Source organism: Niabella aurantiaca DSM 17617 (assembly GCF_000374125.1).
Taxonomy (GTDB): domain Bacteria; phylum Bacteroidota; class Bacteroidia; order Chitinophagales; family Chitinophagaceae; genus Niabella; species Niabella aurantiaca.
Genome location: NZ_KB893632.1, coordinates 1 through 14,446 on the forward strand (window position 1 = coordinate 1; position 14,446 = coordinate 14,446).

14 protein-coding genes are annotated in these 14,446 nt (G+C 47.9%); 10 read left to right on the plus strand and 4 right to left on the minus strand.

The genetic code is table 11. The features are described 5' to 3' along the window. Positions 1–81 precede the first annotated feature (81 nt). From B160_RS32235 to B160_RS0111965, 7 genes are all read left to right on the plus strand, one after another. The gene (locus B160_RS32235) at positions 82–861 is read left to right on the plus strand and encodes a phage baseplate assembly protein V (protein WP_425411196.1); all 780 of its coding nucleotides are present in this window, start codon (positions 82–84) and stop codon (positions 859–861) included. Between the two features lie 18 nt (positions 862–879). Continuing rightward, entirely contained in the window at positions 880–2,349 is a 1,470-nt protein-coding gene (locus B160_RS0111940) for a zinc metalloprotease (RefSeq protein WP_018628152.1), read from the plus strand. Positions 2,350–2,396: 47 nt separating this feature from the next. Continuing rightward, positions 2,397–2,861, plus strand: a complete 465-nt coding sequence (locus tag B160_RS0111945; RefSeq protein ID WP_157558028.1) for a hypothetical protein — start codon at positions 2,397–2,399, stop codon at positions 2,859–2,861. Between the two features lie 174 nt (positions 2,862–3,035). After that, positions 3,036–3,974: a hypothetical protein gene (locus B160_RS0111950; RefSeq protein WP_018628154.1), complete on the plus strand. Its 939-nt coding sequence runs from the start codon at positions 3,036–3,038 to the stop codon at positions 3,972–3,974. A gap of 11 nt (positions 3,975–3,985) precedes the next feature. Beyond that, the gene (locus tag B160_RS0111955) at positions 3,986–4,450 is read left to right on the plus strand and encodes a DUF4280 domain-containing protein (protein ID WP_018628155.1); all 465 of its coding nucleotides are present in this window, start codon (positions 3,986–3,988) and stop codon (positions 4,448–4,450) included. A 3-nt stretch (positions 4,451–4,453) separates the two neighbouring features. After that, complete coding sequence (locus B160_RS0111960) at positions 4,454–7,363, plus strand: hypothetical protein (protein ID WP_018628156.1); 2,910 nt, start codon at positions 4,454–4,456, stop codon at positions 7,361–7,363. Further along, on the plus strand, positions 7,345–8,301 hold the full coding sequence (locus B160_RS0111965) for a hypothetical protein (protein ID WP_157558029.1): 957 nt from the start codon (positions 7,345–7,347) through the stop codon (positions 8,299–8,301). The genes B160_RS0111960 and B160_RS0111965 overlap by 19 nt, the downstream gene beginning before the upstream one ends. A gap of 62 nt (positions 8,302–8,363) precedes the next feature. On the opposite strand, the gene B160_RS0111970 is transcribed toward B160_RS0111965, so the two are convergent. Continuing rightward, positions 8,364–9,446 (minus strand): Mrp/NBP35 family ATP-binding protein, encoded by a 1,083-nt coding sequence (locus tag B160_RS0111970; protein ID WP_018628158.1) that lies wholly within the window; start codon positions 9,444–9,446, stop codon positions 8,364–8,366. 104 nt (positions 9,447–9,550) lie between these two features. Here B160_RS0111970 and B160_RS0111975 point away from each other — a divergent pair, with 104 nt between their 5' ends. Next, positions 9,551–10,189, plus strand: a complete 639-nt coding sequence (locus tag B160_RS0111975) for a carboxypeptidase-like regulatory domain-containing protein (RefSeq protein ID WP_018628159.1) — start codon at positions 9,551–9,553, stop codon at positions 10,187–10,189. A 149-nt stretch (positions 10,190–10,338) separates the two neighbouring features. On the opposite strand, the gene B160_RS0111985 is transcribed toward B160_RS0111975, so the two are convergent. Then, positions 10,339–10,617: a barstar family protein gene (locus B160_RS0111985; RefSeq protein ID WP_018628160.1), complete on the minus strand. Its 279-nt coding sequence runs from the start codon at positions 10,615–10,617 to the stop codon at positions 10,339–10,341. A 5-nt stretch (positions 10,618–10,622) separates the two neighbouring features. Then, positions 10,623–11,102 carry a ribonuclease domain-containing protein gene (locus B160_RS0111990; protein WP_018628161.1) on the minus strand — a complete coding sequence of 160 codons (480 nt, stop codon included), beginning with the start codon at positions 11,100–11,102 and terminating at the stop codon, positions 10,623–10,625. Positions 11,103–11,757: 655 nt separating this feature from the next. Here B160_RS0111990 and B160_RS0112005 point away from each other — a divergent pair. Then, positions 11,758–12,918, plus strand: coding sequence for a DUF3667 domain-containing protein (locus tag B160_RS0112005; protein ID WP_018628164.1), 1,161 nt, complete (start codon positions 11,758–11,760; stop codon positions 12,916–12,918). Between the two features lie 16 nt (positions 12,919–12,934). After that, entirely contained in the window at positions 12,935–13,825 is an 891-nt protein-coding gene (locus tag B160_RS0112010; RefSeq protein ID WP_018628165.1) for a 3-hydroxyacyl-CoA dehydrogenase family protein, read from the plus strand. Here B160_RS0112010 and B160_RS0112015 read toward each other — a convergent pair. Further along, a complete protein-coding gene (locus tag B160_RS0112015) occupies positions 13,799–14,245 on the minus strand; it encodes a type I restriction enzyme HsdR N-terminal domain-containing protein (protein WP_018628166.1) in 447 nt (148 codons plus the stop codon). The genes B160_RS0112010 and B160_RS0112015 overlap by 27 nt on opposite strands. Between the last annotated feature and the right edge of the window lie 201 nt (positions 14,246–14,446).

A 14,446-nucleotide genomic window follows, 5' to 3' on the forward strand; every position in this document is an offset into this window, starting at 1 on the left:
CATGTGGATGCGCAGGGCAATTATGAGAATGAATTTACGGCGGTGCCCTCGAGCATCAAAGTGCCGCCGGTGGAGGTTCCGGTGGACCCGGTATGTGAGACGCAGAGNGCGATCGTAACGGACAACAACGATTACAACGGGTTGGGGCGGGTGCGTGTAAAGTTCCACTGGATGAACGGGTCGGAGAAGACGCCGTGGATCCGGGTAACGAGCCCGCATGGCGGCGGCGGGAAGGGTCATTTTTTTATACCGGAGATCGGGGAAGAGGTGATCGTGGGTTTTGAGAGCGACAGTGCTACGAAGCCCTATGTGATCGGGACGGTGTACCATGGGAGTGCCAACAACCGGTTCAGCAATGCAGCAAACGATCTGAAAGTGATCCGGACGCGGAGTGGTCATACGGTAGAGTTTAACGATGCCGGTGAAGGCACGCACATCATAATCCGGGATCCGGGTGGTAACGAGATCTACCTGGACACTACGGGTAAGAACATCACCATCACCGCCCCCGAAACCATGACCTTTAATGCAAAGAACATTTATATCAATGCCGAGGAGAACATCACCACCAATGCAGGGGTTGATATCAAAACCACGGCGGGAGCCGATGTGGCTACCAACGCCGGAAAAAATATGAGCAGTATTGCCGGTGTAAACATAATGAGCAGGGCTACCAAAGACCTGTCGATGATGGCCACAAATATTTACGGTACGGCGGATGACAGCCTGACGCACAATGCGGGGAATGCCATCAAAAAAGAGGGGAATACGATTGAGGCGAATGCCCATGAAGAAGATTTTAAAATTTATAGTGCCAAAAGAGTGATCAGCAAAAGCGGGGAACAGGGAAACTTTGCATAACGTTAATCAGAATTTTTGATGGGAGACATTATATTCAAAGCAAAACGGATCCAGGAGAATGCCAATGATGTTACCTGGATCGCGCACGATGGCAACACGAGCCTGGGGGCAAAAGGGCTGGTATGCAAAAATGGAGATCAGGGAGAACAATTGTTAAGAGGTGCACCACCGGCAAGGGAACAGCAGCAAAGCAAAGTGCTTAAAAAGTTTCTGGTGCATTTCAGAAGACCGGATGACTATGAAGGAGCGTATGGGTTTGACTGGCTGCGTGAAGAGTATATCTTTCCCCTGGTTACTGTAACCCACGACAATAACGGGGCCGTGATACCCGGCAGTATGCATCCGCTTTGCAAGGATGTGCCAAAGTTAAAACAGGAATACCTGAGGGATGTTAAAAACCCGATAGCGCCCTATGGGGTGCGTTATTATCCCGCCTGGTTATCCCTTTTTCCGCATACCACTACGCAACAGTTCCCGCATGGCTCAACCATGCATAAAAATGGCGTTTCGTTAGACCTGCAGTTTGATGAGCTGGAGCCGATGATCGATGACGGCACAGAGATCATATTGGAATCCTGTCACGAAGGAATTGAGGTAACACCCAGTAAATTTTCTGTTGCCGAAGTGATCGCCTCCGGTAAAAAAAGAAGATTGATCAATCCCAATTATGTGAACTACTATACCTTAAAGAAAAAGGTCAATATCAAATGCACGAAACCGCTTGGAGCGCATGAAGAGATCAAGGTGTATGCAAAGCTGGAAGGCCGGAAAGAGGAAGTTGGCAAGCTAATGATCTATAAAAATAATGTGATCCCAAAGGCAGAGATCGTAGTGGTGAACGTTATTACCAGTCCAACGCAAAAGGGGGCATTGAGAAATGACTATCAGCATTTATTCAAAAATCAATCTTTCAATCAGGCATTGATAAGAGCAGAGGTAAAAGTGGATACAGAGTTTGATCTTACCGCCTTAACGGGCCATGCGGATGCCAATAATTTTCTGATTGCTACTCAAAACCCCAATACCACTTATGCGCAGATAAGGGATGGCTTCAGAGATCTGTATGATAAATATGGGAAGTATAAGGCTACCGGCGGCATTGACGGGAACATCAATAAAAGAACGTACCTGTTTTTTACTACACTAAGCGCGGGAAATACGTTGGGGGTATGCTCCCTGGCAAACAATGTTTGGGGAAATATGTATGTGGTCTTTCATTCCGGGCTCTTGCATGATCATACGATCGTTCACGAATGTGGTCATTCATTATCGTTGCCCCATGTATTTCAGGAAGGGTCTTTAGCGAAACATACGTTCTACCATGGCTATACGGATAATTACATGGATTATACCTGGATGGCAGGAATATATCGAAATGGTCAATTGTATTCGTCCGGGCCGAATAAGTATAACGGGAAAATGTATGCATTTTACAAATGGCAATGGGATATTATGCGAGGTGACAGGAGCCTGATTTTTAATTATTAATGATCGTAAACATGGTGAATCATCTATTGCTTTTATTATTATTTGTGATGTCTAATTCATGTAATGATAAAATGGCGGCCAATGGTCAAAATAACCCCATGAAGAACATCAAGACCATCACATTTTACCAGATAAAGGGAATGGTAACGATGAAAGAGCCTGTCGAGTCCGTTTTTTATTCCATGGATTCTGTTCAAACCTGTAAAATAAAGGAGCTGGCCTTGCAAGACGGAACAAGAATAAGCACGGATACGGTGAAGCGGATTAAGAACGATGATTACACGGATAAAAGCATGAACGCATTGATACCCTACCCGTATAGGGATTCATTAAAGCGGCAGACATATGGGAGCCCCAATGCCGATGATAGTGGTGGCTGGGGAATGAGCATTCAATTAAAAAACGGGGAAGAAGTGATAATGGAATTTGATAACGAAGAAAAAAACGTTCCCGGGGATATGAAAGAAGCGTATAAAGTTTTCCGGTGGCTTGAAATGCATTTAAAAGAATAAGGAAGTACCAGAAATAAAGACTGGTGCAATCTCCTCTATTGCTTCGTTGTTCTTTATATGCTTTCTTACTGTAAAGGATAAAGCAATGGGAACGCAGGCTGATCCATGAAAAAGATTGAGAAATAAACAAAGAAGCGGATCGGGTATAAAAAAGATAAATTAGTAGATCCTTTTTTGAAAATAAAAACAGCATATCAGATCGGACCGGACCGGCAGATCGTCATTCCCCGGGAGGCGCTTTGCCGCACCTATGGTACGGTGATCACTTTTGATGAAACGCTGAAAGTGCATTACGAAACGGATGTGGCACAACTGGGGACCATTGAAGAAGAAGGGTACCTGTTTTTTTTAAACCGGAAACAGGTGTACATCAATAATCGGGCGCCTTATCTGCTGGCCGACCGTTTGTCGGACACCCTGGGAAGTGTATTATACCCCTTGTTACTGTTGGTTCGTTTTGACGGGGTCTTTGAACAGCTGATCAATCAGGAAGACCTTGTTGAGCGGTGGAAGCAGGAGCGGCCCGGAATAGCCCGGTATTACAAGGGGGCCATACCGGAAAATGCCATCGTGCAGATGGACCGCCTGTTGCAAGGGGAGGAGCATCTCAAAGAAGCCCTGAAGAAAGACTGGTTCTGCAATATCTTTTTTGCCGGTATCCAGGGGAAACGTGCGTTTAGTTATAAGCAGGAAGTGGAAATGGAATTTCCGCTGATCCCTTACGGCCCAATGGTGCGGTACAGGGCAAAAGGCGATCTGGCTGCGCGCAATACCGGCTCAAAAACTTTTGTGATCAACTATAAAGGAGCACCGGAAGAGGAACGGACCGTGGCCGATATTCTGAACAGGCGCCCCGTTCCAATGGAGCGTCATTTGTACGGAACGGGAGCGCCGGCCACCGGATTGCTTGATCTGACCTATCATATTTATCACCGGGATCATTCCATGCGGTCCATAAGGGCAACGGTTGTTCTGGACAGCAAGGGGGCGGATGAACGGACCGTTGTGTTTGAAACCTATCACCAGGCAGATGCGGACCGGGTGTTGACGGACGCCGTTGAAGTGGCCGTTCCGGTAAAGACGGAAAAGAAAAAACGCAGCGGGATTTTTTAAAAGAGCGCACTATGAGCCAGAAACATTTTGTTTGTAACGGAGCTATTTGCAAATGCCAGTTCGGCACAACGCCGGATAAGCTGAAAGTAAAGCAGGCTGACTTTTACATCAATGAGAATGAGCCGGGGAAAAAGGCGATTGCCAATACAATGGATATCGGCCAGCCTTTTGAAGCCAATACCTTTGGCACCTGCAGCGTTACCCGGAGCGCCTGCAAACCGGCCATCACGCAATGGCAGGGGTTCCATGAGCCGATCGATCTTGAAAACGGCGGAAAACCATTGCTGGAAGACAGCAAAGCGATCTGTGCCGTCGGCGGCAGTCCCTGTGTATCCATCAGCTTTCATGGCCAGTCGGCAGCGGTGGATCCGGGCAATGTAGAAAAATCAGATCCGCGGGTACAGGCGCAGTTAAACCCTTTGTTTGCGCTTGACAAAAAAGCACCGGATATTGAGCTGGCAATAAAATTTCTTTAACCTATGGCAAGGAAAAAAAAGATCGTTACCGCAAAGGTCAATGATGTGGTAAAAAACAAGGTTCCGGTAAAAAATGGTACGGTAAAAGGGAACCATATCCAGTTAAAGGAAGCGGGTACCATTATCCTGGCCGTTGAAGACGCCGGACCAGGTGTAAATGCGGATAACATTGCGTTTACCGTTAATGAAACGCCGGACACACCGGTGCAATTCAACTGGATCTACCGGCTGCTGGACGGAGAGCCTGGCTTTGATGCTTCCCAGGCGGTGAACGGCCAGACAACCAGAACGCAGATCAACTTTCCGAAAGTGGTAGAGGGAGGAGGGCTGGCATGGGCAGAGCCTTTTGTCAAAACGCCCAGTAACAGGGCGCCCAATGGTTACTATATTTCTGCAAAGGGAAATAATCCCGGCCTCCTGTCCGTGAGCTGGCGGGAGAACAACGCCGATCATAACGGCGCCATCATCGATGGGTCTGACCGGTTGCTGGGTGATAATGTAGAGCTGCATGCATATACCCGCGCCATGTACGGTGCCAATGTGGAGCTGGAGCTTTTTACGGATAATGTTGACGGTTATTTTGATGGAGATACCCCGGTGGATATATACGGGCAAAGACAGGATGTAAAGTTTGAGGAGTTACCGGATCCTGAGGAGCGGGGTATTTCAGCCGAAGAAAAAGCAAAGCGGGAAAAGAACCGGGAGGCACAGAATGAACAAATTGCTACCACAAAGCAATTTTACAAATTATCTACGAATACCTTCACCGCGCAGGTCTCTGTTTACAAGGTGCTGGCAGATGAGCAAAAGCGCCCCGGTGATAAGGCAGTGGTAGGCGGGCTGGTGGTACCCAAGGACGAGGAGCCCGACCAACATGCCCTGTTTGTACAAAAGGCGGTCTTCGCCATCAACCTCGACCCTCTCTGGCAATATGCGCTTTCATCCGGAAGCACAAAGCTGTATGCCCGGGTGTACCGGATCGGCGGAGATAAAAGAGAGATGTTTGATGAGCAGTTCATTATTATTGATAATAAAAAAAGAAAACAGGATGCCGGTATTGTCGGAAATAAAGTGGTGACCCAGGGAGCCGTTCCGGTAAACATCAAACGGTTTGAGCACTGCTTTTATCCCATCATCACGTTGAAGGAAGGTGATAAGGCTGAAAAGGAAATATTCAATGAAAAGGAAATTGAGGCCTATAACCCCCAGCTGAACTTTGATGTGGTTACAGGCGATCGAAACATAAAAAAGACGGTCGTTGTTGAAGTAAAACAACTTTCAGGAACGGATGCTGACTGCATTGCCAATCCCAAACATGTGGGCCGGGTCATCGATTTCCGGAGTCTGCTGACCAACGGATATAAGGATGGGGGTAAGCTTCCGGAAAAAAAAGAAGAAGATGAAAAATCAAAGCAGGAAACGACCACCGGGTTTTATGGCATAAAATCCAAAGAAGAGACACCACCCAATCAACCGGCATCCGGTAACGTGGTCCATTCTGACAGCCATCTTGAATTTGACGCGTTCTATGACTATCCGTTTTATCAGAACGGAGCGGTACGGATCCTTGAGTTGAGGAAGTTTGTATGGATGCCGGATATTCCGATAAAAAAATATGATGTGCAGATCAGCACCTGCAGATGGAGTCATTTGCTGCGCCTGGGCATCTATCCCGATCTTAAATGGTCGCTGGTTTTCGGGCTGAATGTTCAAAAGGAACATTTGGAAACCTTTGTGCCCCGGTGGCGCATCAATAAAAAGGTGGAGCGGTATGAAGAGCAGCTGGGGCGATTTGTAAAAAAGAAAAACTCAGAAATAAGCACCAATGCGCGTCATGAAATTGAGCGGAAAGAGAAGGCGCGTTTCAGGGAAGAAACGGGTGTGGGAAGGGCGCGGGGAAGCAAGGCGGAACCGCCCAAAAAGACATTGGCAGCACTCCTGGATATTCTGAAGGAAGCGGATGTTTCTGTGTCGTCTCAATGGAATAATGATACCGTTGAGAAGAGCATCACCGACGAGTTTGTTAAACAGTTGTACAACCAGGTTTCAGGACTTAAGAGGGCTATTACATTTGTGAAGGACCTGATCGAAGGGAAGATCGACCAGGGCTCCATCGATGAGGAGATGAAGTCGCGCTATGAGACTTTTATCAAAAGCATTAAACAGAAGCCCACGGAGATCGAGCTCGTTTATCCCGAAATTGCCATTGCGTTCGAATGGCAGTTTGAAAAGGTTGATGAAAAGCTGGTGCCTTCTGCAAAACGGGCCGCAGTAGTGGACCGGGTGGGCCTGGGCTTAAAGACCAAAATAGAGGTAAAGCCGCTTATCGGTCTGGAAATACGCTGGCACCTGCTGGACCTGCTGGCCCGGCGGCACCCCGTGGCATATGCCGTACTGGTGGCCTTAAAGGGCGTGGTTTCCCTGATCGGGGGTGACCCTACCAAGGATGTGATCGTTGATTTTTGGGCTAAAGGAGAAATTGGCGGCGCATTTAACCTGGATTATAATTTTCTGGGAAAAACAAAGGATACCAATGTAAAAGGAGATATTGCAATACAAATTGGCGTTGATCTGAAATTTATGATCAACGGAAGGGTCATCGTTGGTAAATACGGCTATGTGACAAAACTGGGGTTTGGTGCCGGCGCCTCGGTGGGGTTTGGGTGCGGCGTAAATTTAGGTATGGATAACGTGGGGCCTTACCTGGAGCTGGAAGCCTCTTTTGAGGGATTGATTTTGTATTTTGAGGTGGTGGCGGATAACCAGATCATTGAGCGGGTACGCAATGACAAAGGACAGTATGAAGACAAGGAAATCATTGGCGGCAATCTTGGCGTAAAAGGCAAGATTACATTGGGCGACGGGAAAGCGTCCACAGATAAAATCTATTATAAATGCGATACAGATTATTAACAGGATTCATGGTCGCTGCTACCATGTTTTATAACAGTAGTTGTGGCCAGCAAAAAGCAAAAAAGGAAAAAATGAAAACGGATGTGTATGTAGAGAAGATGGCCACTTTGTGTAAAAGCATTCAAAAGTATGATTACAATCCCTCATATCAGATCCGGTTTACGGGGGTAGCCTGCTCTTATGAAATACTGGTGAATGATTTTCCGGTATATTACTCATTCAGTCCCGGCAACAGCGCCGGAGAGCAGATCGCAGATATCGGGGAGTTTATTTTAAACCCGGGCAAACAGCGGATCAGGATACGGGTCTTTCCGGAAACCGGCCGGGATCATAAGCCCGATACCCTGCTGTCTGGTAATACATCGCTGAAGATACGGATAGTGGAAGGGGAATACGGGAAATCGGCCGCTGATGCCTTTAAAGAAGTTTTTGCGATTTCAACGCCGCCGTTTGACGGAAGCGTTCCTTATTTTGAAACGGACGGTTCCTTTCAGGCTACGGTCCCTTACACATTAAAGGGGTGGTCCGATGGTGTAAACCTTTCAGAGGAGGATAGTGCGGCGCTTGAAAAGGAAGTAGTGGCGCTTACCGATAAGATACGGTCGCTCTATGCAGAGAAGGATCTTGAAGGCATTGCGAAAGCGCAGTATCAGCGTGCGTTGGAATACAATACGGCGCATTATTTCAACTCCGACGAAGATTGCAGGCGCTGGATCACTAATACGGAGGGTACCCTCTCAAAAATTGAGAAAATGGCCCCGCTGGAAAAATACAAAATGGTCCTGTATGGCGATGGCAAAGTGGTAACGCTGATACGTACCGATCCTGAATTTTTGCACGAGTCGCCGGTCATTGCGATCCGGAAAGAAGGCCTGGCCATTTATCCCTATTTTTTCTATCGCCCCCGGCCTGGAGCGCCCCTGGAGGTTATACGGTAAAAATACGGGGATTGACCGGGTGTTAAAGGATGATACTGGTATGATTGGAAGTTCCTCCGCTGTTATGTTCTTTCGGTGCGTTCCGCAAAGCGGGCCACTTCCCGGGCAAAAGCTTTAAAAGCGGCTTTGGTAATTTCGTCGTCGCTCATCATCACCGGGATACCGATATCCCCACCTTCTCGGATCCCCTGTACCAGCGGTATCTCGCCCAAAAAGGGAAGGTCGTACTCGCTGGCCAGGCGCTTTCCGCCTTCCTGACCAAAGATGTAATACTTGTTATCCGGTAATTCCGTCCCGCTATTGGGCGGGATGAAATAGCTCATGTTCTCCACCAGCCCGATGATGGGTGCATTTAACTGTGCCTGTCCAAACATGGCAATTCCTTTTTTCGCGTCTGCCAGTGCTACATCCTGCGGGGTGCTTACGATCACCACACCGCTGACGTGGGCAATCTGCATCAGGGTCAGATGAATGTCGCCGGTTCCCGGGGGCATATCCACGATCAGGTAGTCCAGGTTGCCCCAGTCTACATCGGTAATGAATTGTTTAATGGCGCTGCTGGCCATCGGGCCCCGCCATACAACCGCTTTGCTTTCATCTACCAGCAACCCGATGCTCAATAGTTTGATGCCAAACCGTTCCAGGGGTACGATCATGCCCTTCCCGTTCACGTCTTTCATCATCGGGCGTTCGCCCCGCACGCCAAACATAATGGGAACACTTGGCCCGTATATATCTGCATCCATCAGCCCTACAGCGGCACCGGATTGCGAAAGCGCCAATGCAAGGTTTGCCGCAACGGTACTCTTTCCAACGCCGCCTTTTCCGCTTACCACGGCAATGATGTTCTTTACACCGGGTAATACCTTAGCCGGTGCGCTGGCGGCGGACGGTGCTTTTGACGTATTGCTGCCAAAGCCTGCCTTGACCACTGCTTTTTCATTCACCTGCTCCCTGATGGCTTTGATGCAGTCTGTTTTCACCTTCTCCTTTAGCTGGGCGTCCTGGCTGGGGAGGTCTATATTAAAAGAGATATAATATTTTTCAATTACCAGGTCCCTGATCATATCCAGCTCCACGATGTTCTTATGAGAACCGGGGATATGAACGGTACTTAATGCCTGTAAAACAAGTTCCTTTGTCATTTATTTACTAAAGCTTATGTTAAATTCACTACAATCTGCAAAGTTAAACATCCTATTGGGCATTTTGTTGTCTTATTTACAAATCGTTACTTAAATTTGAGGCTGTGAAGAAAATAATCATACCGGTTATTGTGTTATTGTTTATCATCCCATCAACTGCTCATGCCCAGTTTGAAAAGGCGCGTGATTCGGTGATCCAGCTTTTTGGTATCGTAATGTCGTCCGACAGCCTGTACGGCATTCCCTCCGTAAGCGTAACCGTAAAGGGGTCGCAACGGGGAACCATTACCAATAAGGATGGTGTGTTCTCCATCGCGGTATTGAAGGGCGACGAGATAGAATTTTCTCACGTAACCTATAAGCCGGTTGTGAAACCCATTCCCCGCGACCTGGAAGGCAATCAGTACAATATGGTGGTATTGATGACCGAGGATACCGTTTACCTGCCTGCGGCTATCATCCGGCCCCGGCCTACACCGGAACAATTTGCGCGCGATTTTGTGAACACCAGCGTTGCTGACGATGAGATGGAGATCATCCGGAAGAACAATACAAAGGAAATGCAACGTGCCATGCTGAGGAAAACGGCTTACGATGGGCGGGAAGTGACCAATATGCAGCTCAACATGATCTCTCAAAAGGCGCGTTACCAGGGGCAGATCCCGCCAATGAATATTTTCAACCCTGCCGCCTGGGCCGAATTTATCAAATCCTGGAAACGGGGCGACTACAAACGGAAATAAGCGGATTTGACGGTTGATGTTTTTCGTTAGACCGGTTTTCCCCGGGAAGGAGCTTAAAAGATCCAGTTATATGCTTTGGTTTCAGTAAGGTTGGATCCGGTTTTCATACTGATACCCAAATTCCACATTTTCAAATTGTTTTAGAGTGCTCAGGGTTTTTTGAGATAGTACTCAAAGACCAGCTGCGCTTCCAGTTCTGCTGCTGCATCTTCAAAAACAGTAATGATATCGCCGAACTTTTCCAGCTGTCCCAGCGAAAGGTTCAGGAACCGGATCCGCACCGGAAGCTCAATGGCACCGGTAAGCACGTCATAAAGCGCGTCCAGGTTTTTTCCAAAATAATCCGGAAGCTCCAGCAGCTTTACGGCTGTTTTGTAAAAGTCCTCTTCCGTTCCGATCCGGTCAAAATCAAAAATGACTTCTCTCATATTGTTTATTTTTCCTCAAATGTCCTGTAATGATCCTTTGTTACAAAAACCAGGCGGTCGTTTGAAAACAGCACCCGGTCGGCATTGCGCCGGCCGCAAGCATAGTTCAGATCGGCCTCATACCAGGTTCGGCCGCTTTTTACAGGGAGGGCCTTTTGCCGGTTGGTGAAAATATCCCCGCCGATCGCTCTTCCCGGAAGCACCTTACAAAGATTGCCTTCGGATGCGATCCATCCCTTTTTCCGCGCTTCCTGTTTGGTAATGTAATAATCAGGGAGACGGCCGTTTTTCTTTATATACGGTATCACAACCGTTTCCTTTGTAAGCGCATCAACCGGTGCCGTATCTTGTTTTTGAGACGGGTGAACAGGCTTTTCGGATGAAGAAGGCACAACTGTTTCTGTTTCCCGGTGCTCACACCAGAAATATCCGAGAACGAGGACTGCTGCAAGAAGCAGGACCAGCCACCTGTTTTGTTTTTGCATGTTCATTGCTTTGATCCGCGCAACAAACGTACTGTAAAATTGCGATATGCAAAGAGGCAAAACAGGATGCCGGCCGATTTTCGCTCCGGATCAAGATCAAAGGGCCAGGCGTTACTTTGATTTGATCATTTACAAAGGAAAAACAATAAGCGATGACGGGCAGGCCGGAGGCAATATCAAGGATCGTTTTGCAGCATGTTGTCTTTTTGAACTTCTGAATGCGCGGGTGTTTCAGGATCTGTTGGTGTTCAGCTGCAGTTTTCGGCGCCGGGACGGGCCTGACAGTCGTTGCCGGTGCATCCGGTTGATGCTTGCGATTGGGAAGCTGCCGGTTCTGTAAGCAAACAGCAGCGCACCGGTAATGACGTCAAATTGATACAGGTACGGTGTATGGGATAGCCGACGCGCTGCACTTTTGCCCGCTTGCTTTTAATGGAAGTCCTTTAACGATGCTCCGGATGTTTTATCCAGAAAAGCTTTCTTGTGCAAAGGCATATACAGAAGGAATAACAAGGCATTGCCGGGCGGAAGGCCACCAAAAAAAGCTTTTCTGAAAACATCATGCAGGGCACGACATCCGGCATGCGATCTGGAAGGCAACCGGCCTGCGCACCTCCGCTTTTCGCATTTTTGATTATCTTGCTTTTAAAAATAAATGTCGGGGCACAAACTTAGAAATGAAAAAACATGTCTCAATTGCGGTCATACGGTAACAGCGCATTTCTGCTCCCATTGCGGCCAGGAAAACATCGAACCAAGGCAACCCTTCTATTATCTTTTTACACATTTCTTTGAGGATCTGACGCATTATGACAGCAAGTTCTGGAAAACGATGAAGTTTTTGCTTTTTCGCCCGGGGCGGCTGACCAGGGAGTTTTTGGCGGGAAGAAGAATGCGCTATGTGCCGCCGGTGCGCTTGTATATCTTTTTGAATTTTGTTACATTTTTGTTGCCTGTTTTCTTATTCTCCACGCACAGTGCGTCGAAACCACAGACTTTTAAGGAAAAAGAGCTGGAGCTGGTTACGGGTATCGAATCACTGAAGAAAGCGAAGGACAGCCTGGGCAGCCTGATCGGGAAGCCCATTGGGGGATTAACGGGGGAAGCAAAGGCGGCGTATGAAGAGCGGCTCCGGGAGGAGCTTGAGGAATTGGATGAAGATCTCGCAGATGAGACCAGGGATCTGAACGAGCTTAGAGCAGATTCAACAAGTCTTGACCCGTCCGGTTCCGTTATCAATATCGGAGGAGGTGCCGTTCCCAAAGGAGTGCGCACACTTGCCCAGCTGGACTCCGTAAAAAAAACTTCTGGAGAAGAAATCGATAAGGTCGATTACCTGCTTGCGAAAAAGCACATAGAACTATGGGAGAAAGGGTATACAAAAAAGCAGATCATCGAAAGGGTCGGGGAGGCATTTATTCATAATATTCCCAAAGCACTGTTTTTATATATGCCACTGTTTGCCTTTTTTCTGTGGCTGTTCCATAGCAAAAGAAAATGGTGGTTCTTCGATCATGGAGTTTTTACCCTGCATTATTTCTGTTTTTTGCTGCTGCTGGTAACGTTGCTGTACTTTGTTTTATTCTTTGGTGGCCTGGCCGGAGAGCATGCGCTGGTGAAAACTATTGAAGTGAGCATTATCATGGCGGCTTCGGGGTACTCTTTCTTCTATTTTTTCAGGGCACACAGCCGGGTTTACGGAGAGCGGAAGCGGGTTTCCCGGCTGAAGAGCTTTGCACTTTTTATCATTAATATAGCATTGATACTGTCGTTCTTATTGGGACTCGTAGTCTATTCGTTTTTCACCTTACATTAAGTAAAAAAAAGACCTTATGATCAAAAATGTTTCGGTAATCGGCGCCGGCACCATGGGCAATGGGATTGCCCATGTTTTTGCACAGGCCGGCCATTCTGTAGTACTCATCGATGTTGCTGCTGCCCAGTTGGAAACTGCATTGAAGACGATTGAAAAGAACCTGGACCGGCAGCTGGCGAAGGGAACCATAACAGGACCGCAAAAGGAGGAAACGCTGCGGAACATTACAATGGAAACTGACATAAAAAAAGGCGTTGCAGCGGCCCATCTGGTGGTAGAGGCGGCAACAGAACAGGAGCTGCTGAAGCTGGAAATATTTAAGCAGATCGACGCCGCAGCACCGCCGGACTGCATCCTGGCGACCAATACTTCTTCCATCTCCGTCACAAAGATCGCATCGGTTACGGGGCGGCCGGAGCAGGTGATCGGGATGCATTTTATGAACCCCGTTCCGGTAATGAAGCTGGTAGAGGTGATCAACGGTTACGCTACCCGTGCAGACGTTTCCGCTGCCATTATTGGACTGAGCGAAAAACTGGGGAAGATCCCGGCCCTGGCCAATGATTACCCGGGTTTTGTAGCCAACCGTATTTTGATGCCCATGATCAACGAAGCCATTTACAGCCTGTATGAAGGTGTGGCTGGTGTGGAGGCCATTGATACCATTATGAAATCAGGCATGGCGCACCCGATGGGGCCATTGCAGCTGGCTGATTTCATCGGCCTGGATGTCTGCTTATCTATATTAAACGTGCTGCATCAGGGATTGGGCAATCCCAAATATGCACCCTGCCCGCTCCTGGCGAATATGGTAGCCTCCGGAAGAAAAGGTGTGAAGTCCGGGGAAGGGTTTTATATCTATACGCAGGGATCCGGGGACTTAGTGGTGAGCGAGAAATTCCGGTAGCTGTTCGATGCTGGTCAAACCGCCGGGTTCTTTTTTCCAGCCCAGGGTCTGGTTACCATTGGTAATGATCAGGTATGCCGCCGGAAGGGCAATGTTGTAGCGCAGCACCTGGTGTAATACCGCATCATTCAGTAACACCTGTTCTGCTTTGCATTCCACCAGCATCCAGGGTTGGTGTTGCGGATCATATACAAGGATGTCGAACCGCTTTTTCAATTCGCCGACCCTGATCTCTTTTTCAAGCGCAATAAGGGTCCTTGGGTAACGCATATGCTGTAACAGGTGCTGGATAAAATTCTGGCGGATCCATTCTTCATCCTGGAGTACCAGCCATTTTTTACGCAGGGAGTCAAAAATATGCGGCTGACCGTTGCGGGTTTCAATTTTAAACTCAGGTTCCGGATATTGAACGCGTATCATCGATCCAAAAATAACGGTTTTGCTGTTGAAACCTGTGTATAAAAATGAGTATCTTGCTAAGAAATTGGGTATGCAGGCCGACAATTTTTCAAATAAAAGACCAGGCAAAAACCATAGCGCTGATGAAATTGAAAGAATTTCAGGAATACTCCTGAGCGGAACGGTAGCAGCCGGTCCCGACGAAAACATATTTGAATGTTG

Bases quoted from the DNA above. Each gene is read 5' to 3' on its own strand.
- B160_RS0111940 (WP_018628152.1), top strand. From the start codon at position 880: ATGGGAGACATTATATTCAAAGCAAAACGGATCCAGGAGAATGCCAAT.
- B160_RS0111945 (WP_157558028.1), top strand. From the start codon at position 2,397: ATGTCTAATTCATGTAATGATAAAATGGCGGCCAATGGTCAAAATAAC.
- B160_RS0111955 (WP_018628155.1), top strand. From the start codon at position 3,986: ATGAGCCAGAAACATTTTGTTTGTAACGGAGCTATTTGCAAATGCCAG.
- B160_RS0111960 (WP_018628156.1), top strand. From the start codon at position 4,454: ATGGCAAGGAAAAAAAAGATCGTTACCGCAAAGGTCAATGATGTGGTA.
- B160_RS0111965 (WP_157558029.1), top strand. From the start codon at position 7,345: ATGCGATACAGATTATTAACAGGATTCATGGTCGCTGCTACCATGTTT.
- B160_RS0111970 (WP_018628158.1), bottom strand. From the start codon at position 9,446: ATGACAAAGGAACTTGTTTTACAGGCATTAAGTACCGTTCATATCCCC.
- B160_RS0111985 (WP_018628160.1), bottom strand. From the start codon at position 10,617: ATGAGAGAAGTCATTTTTGATTTTGACCGGATCGGAACGGAAGAGGAC.
- B160_RS0111990 (WP_018628161.1), bottom strand. From the start codon at position 11,102: ATGCAAAAACAAAACAGGTGGCTGGTCCTGCTTCTTGCAGCAGTCCTC.
- B160_RS0112005 (WP_018628164.1), top strand. From the start codon at position 11,758: ATGTCGGGGCACAAACTTAGAAATGAAAAAACATGTCTCAATTGCGGT.
- B160_RS0112010 (WP_018628165.1), top strand. From the start codon at position 12,935: ATGATCAAAAATGTTTCGGTAATCGGCGCCGGCACCATGGGCAATGGG.
- B160_RS0112015 (WP_018628166.1), bottom strand. From the start codon at position 14,245: ATGATACGCGTTCAATATCCGGAACCTGAGTTTAAAATTGAAACCCGC.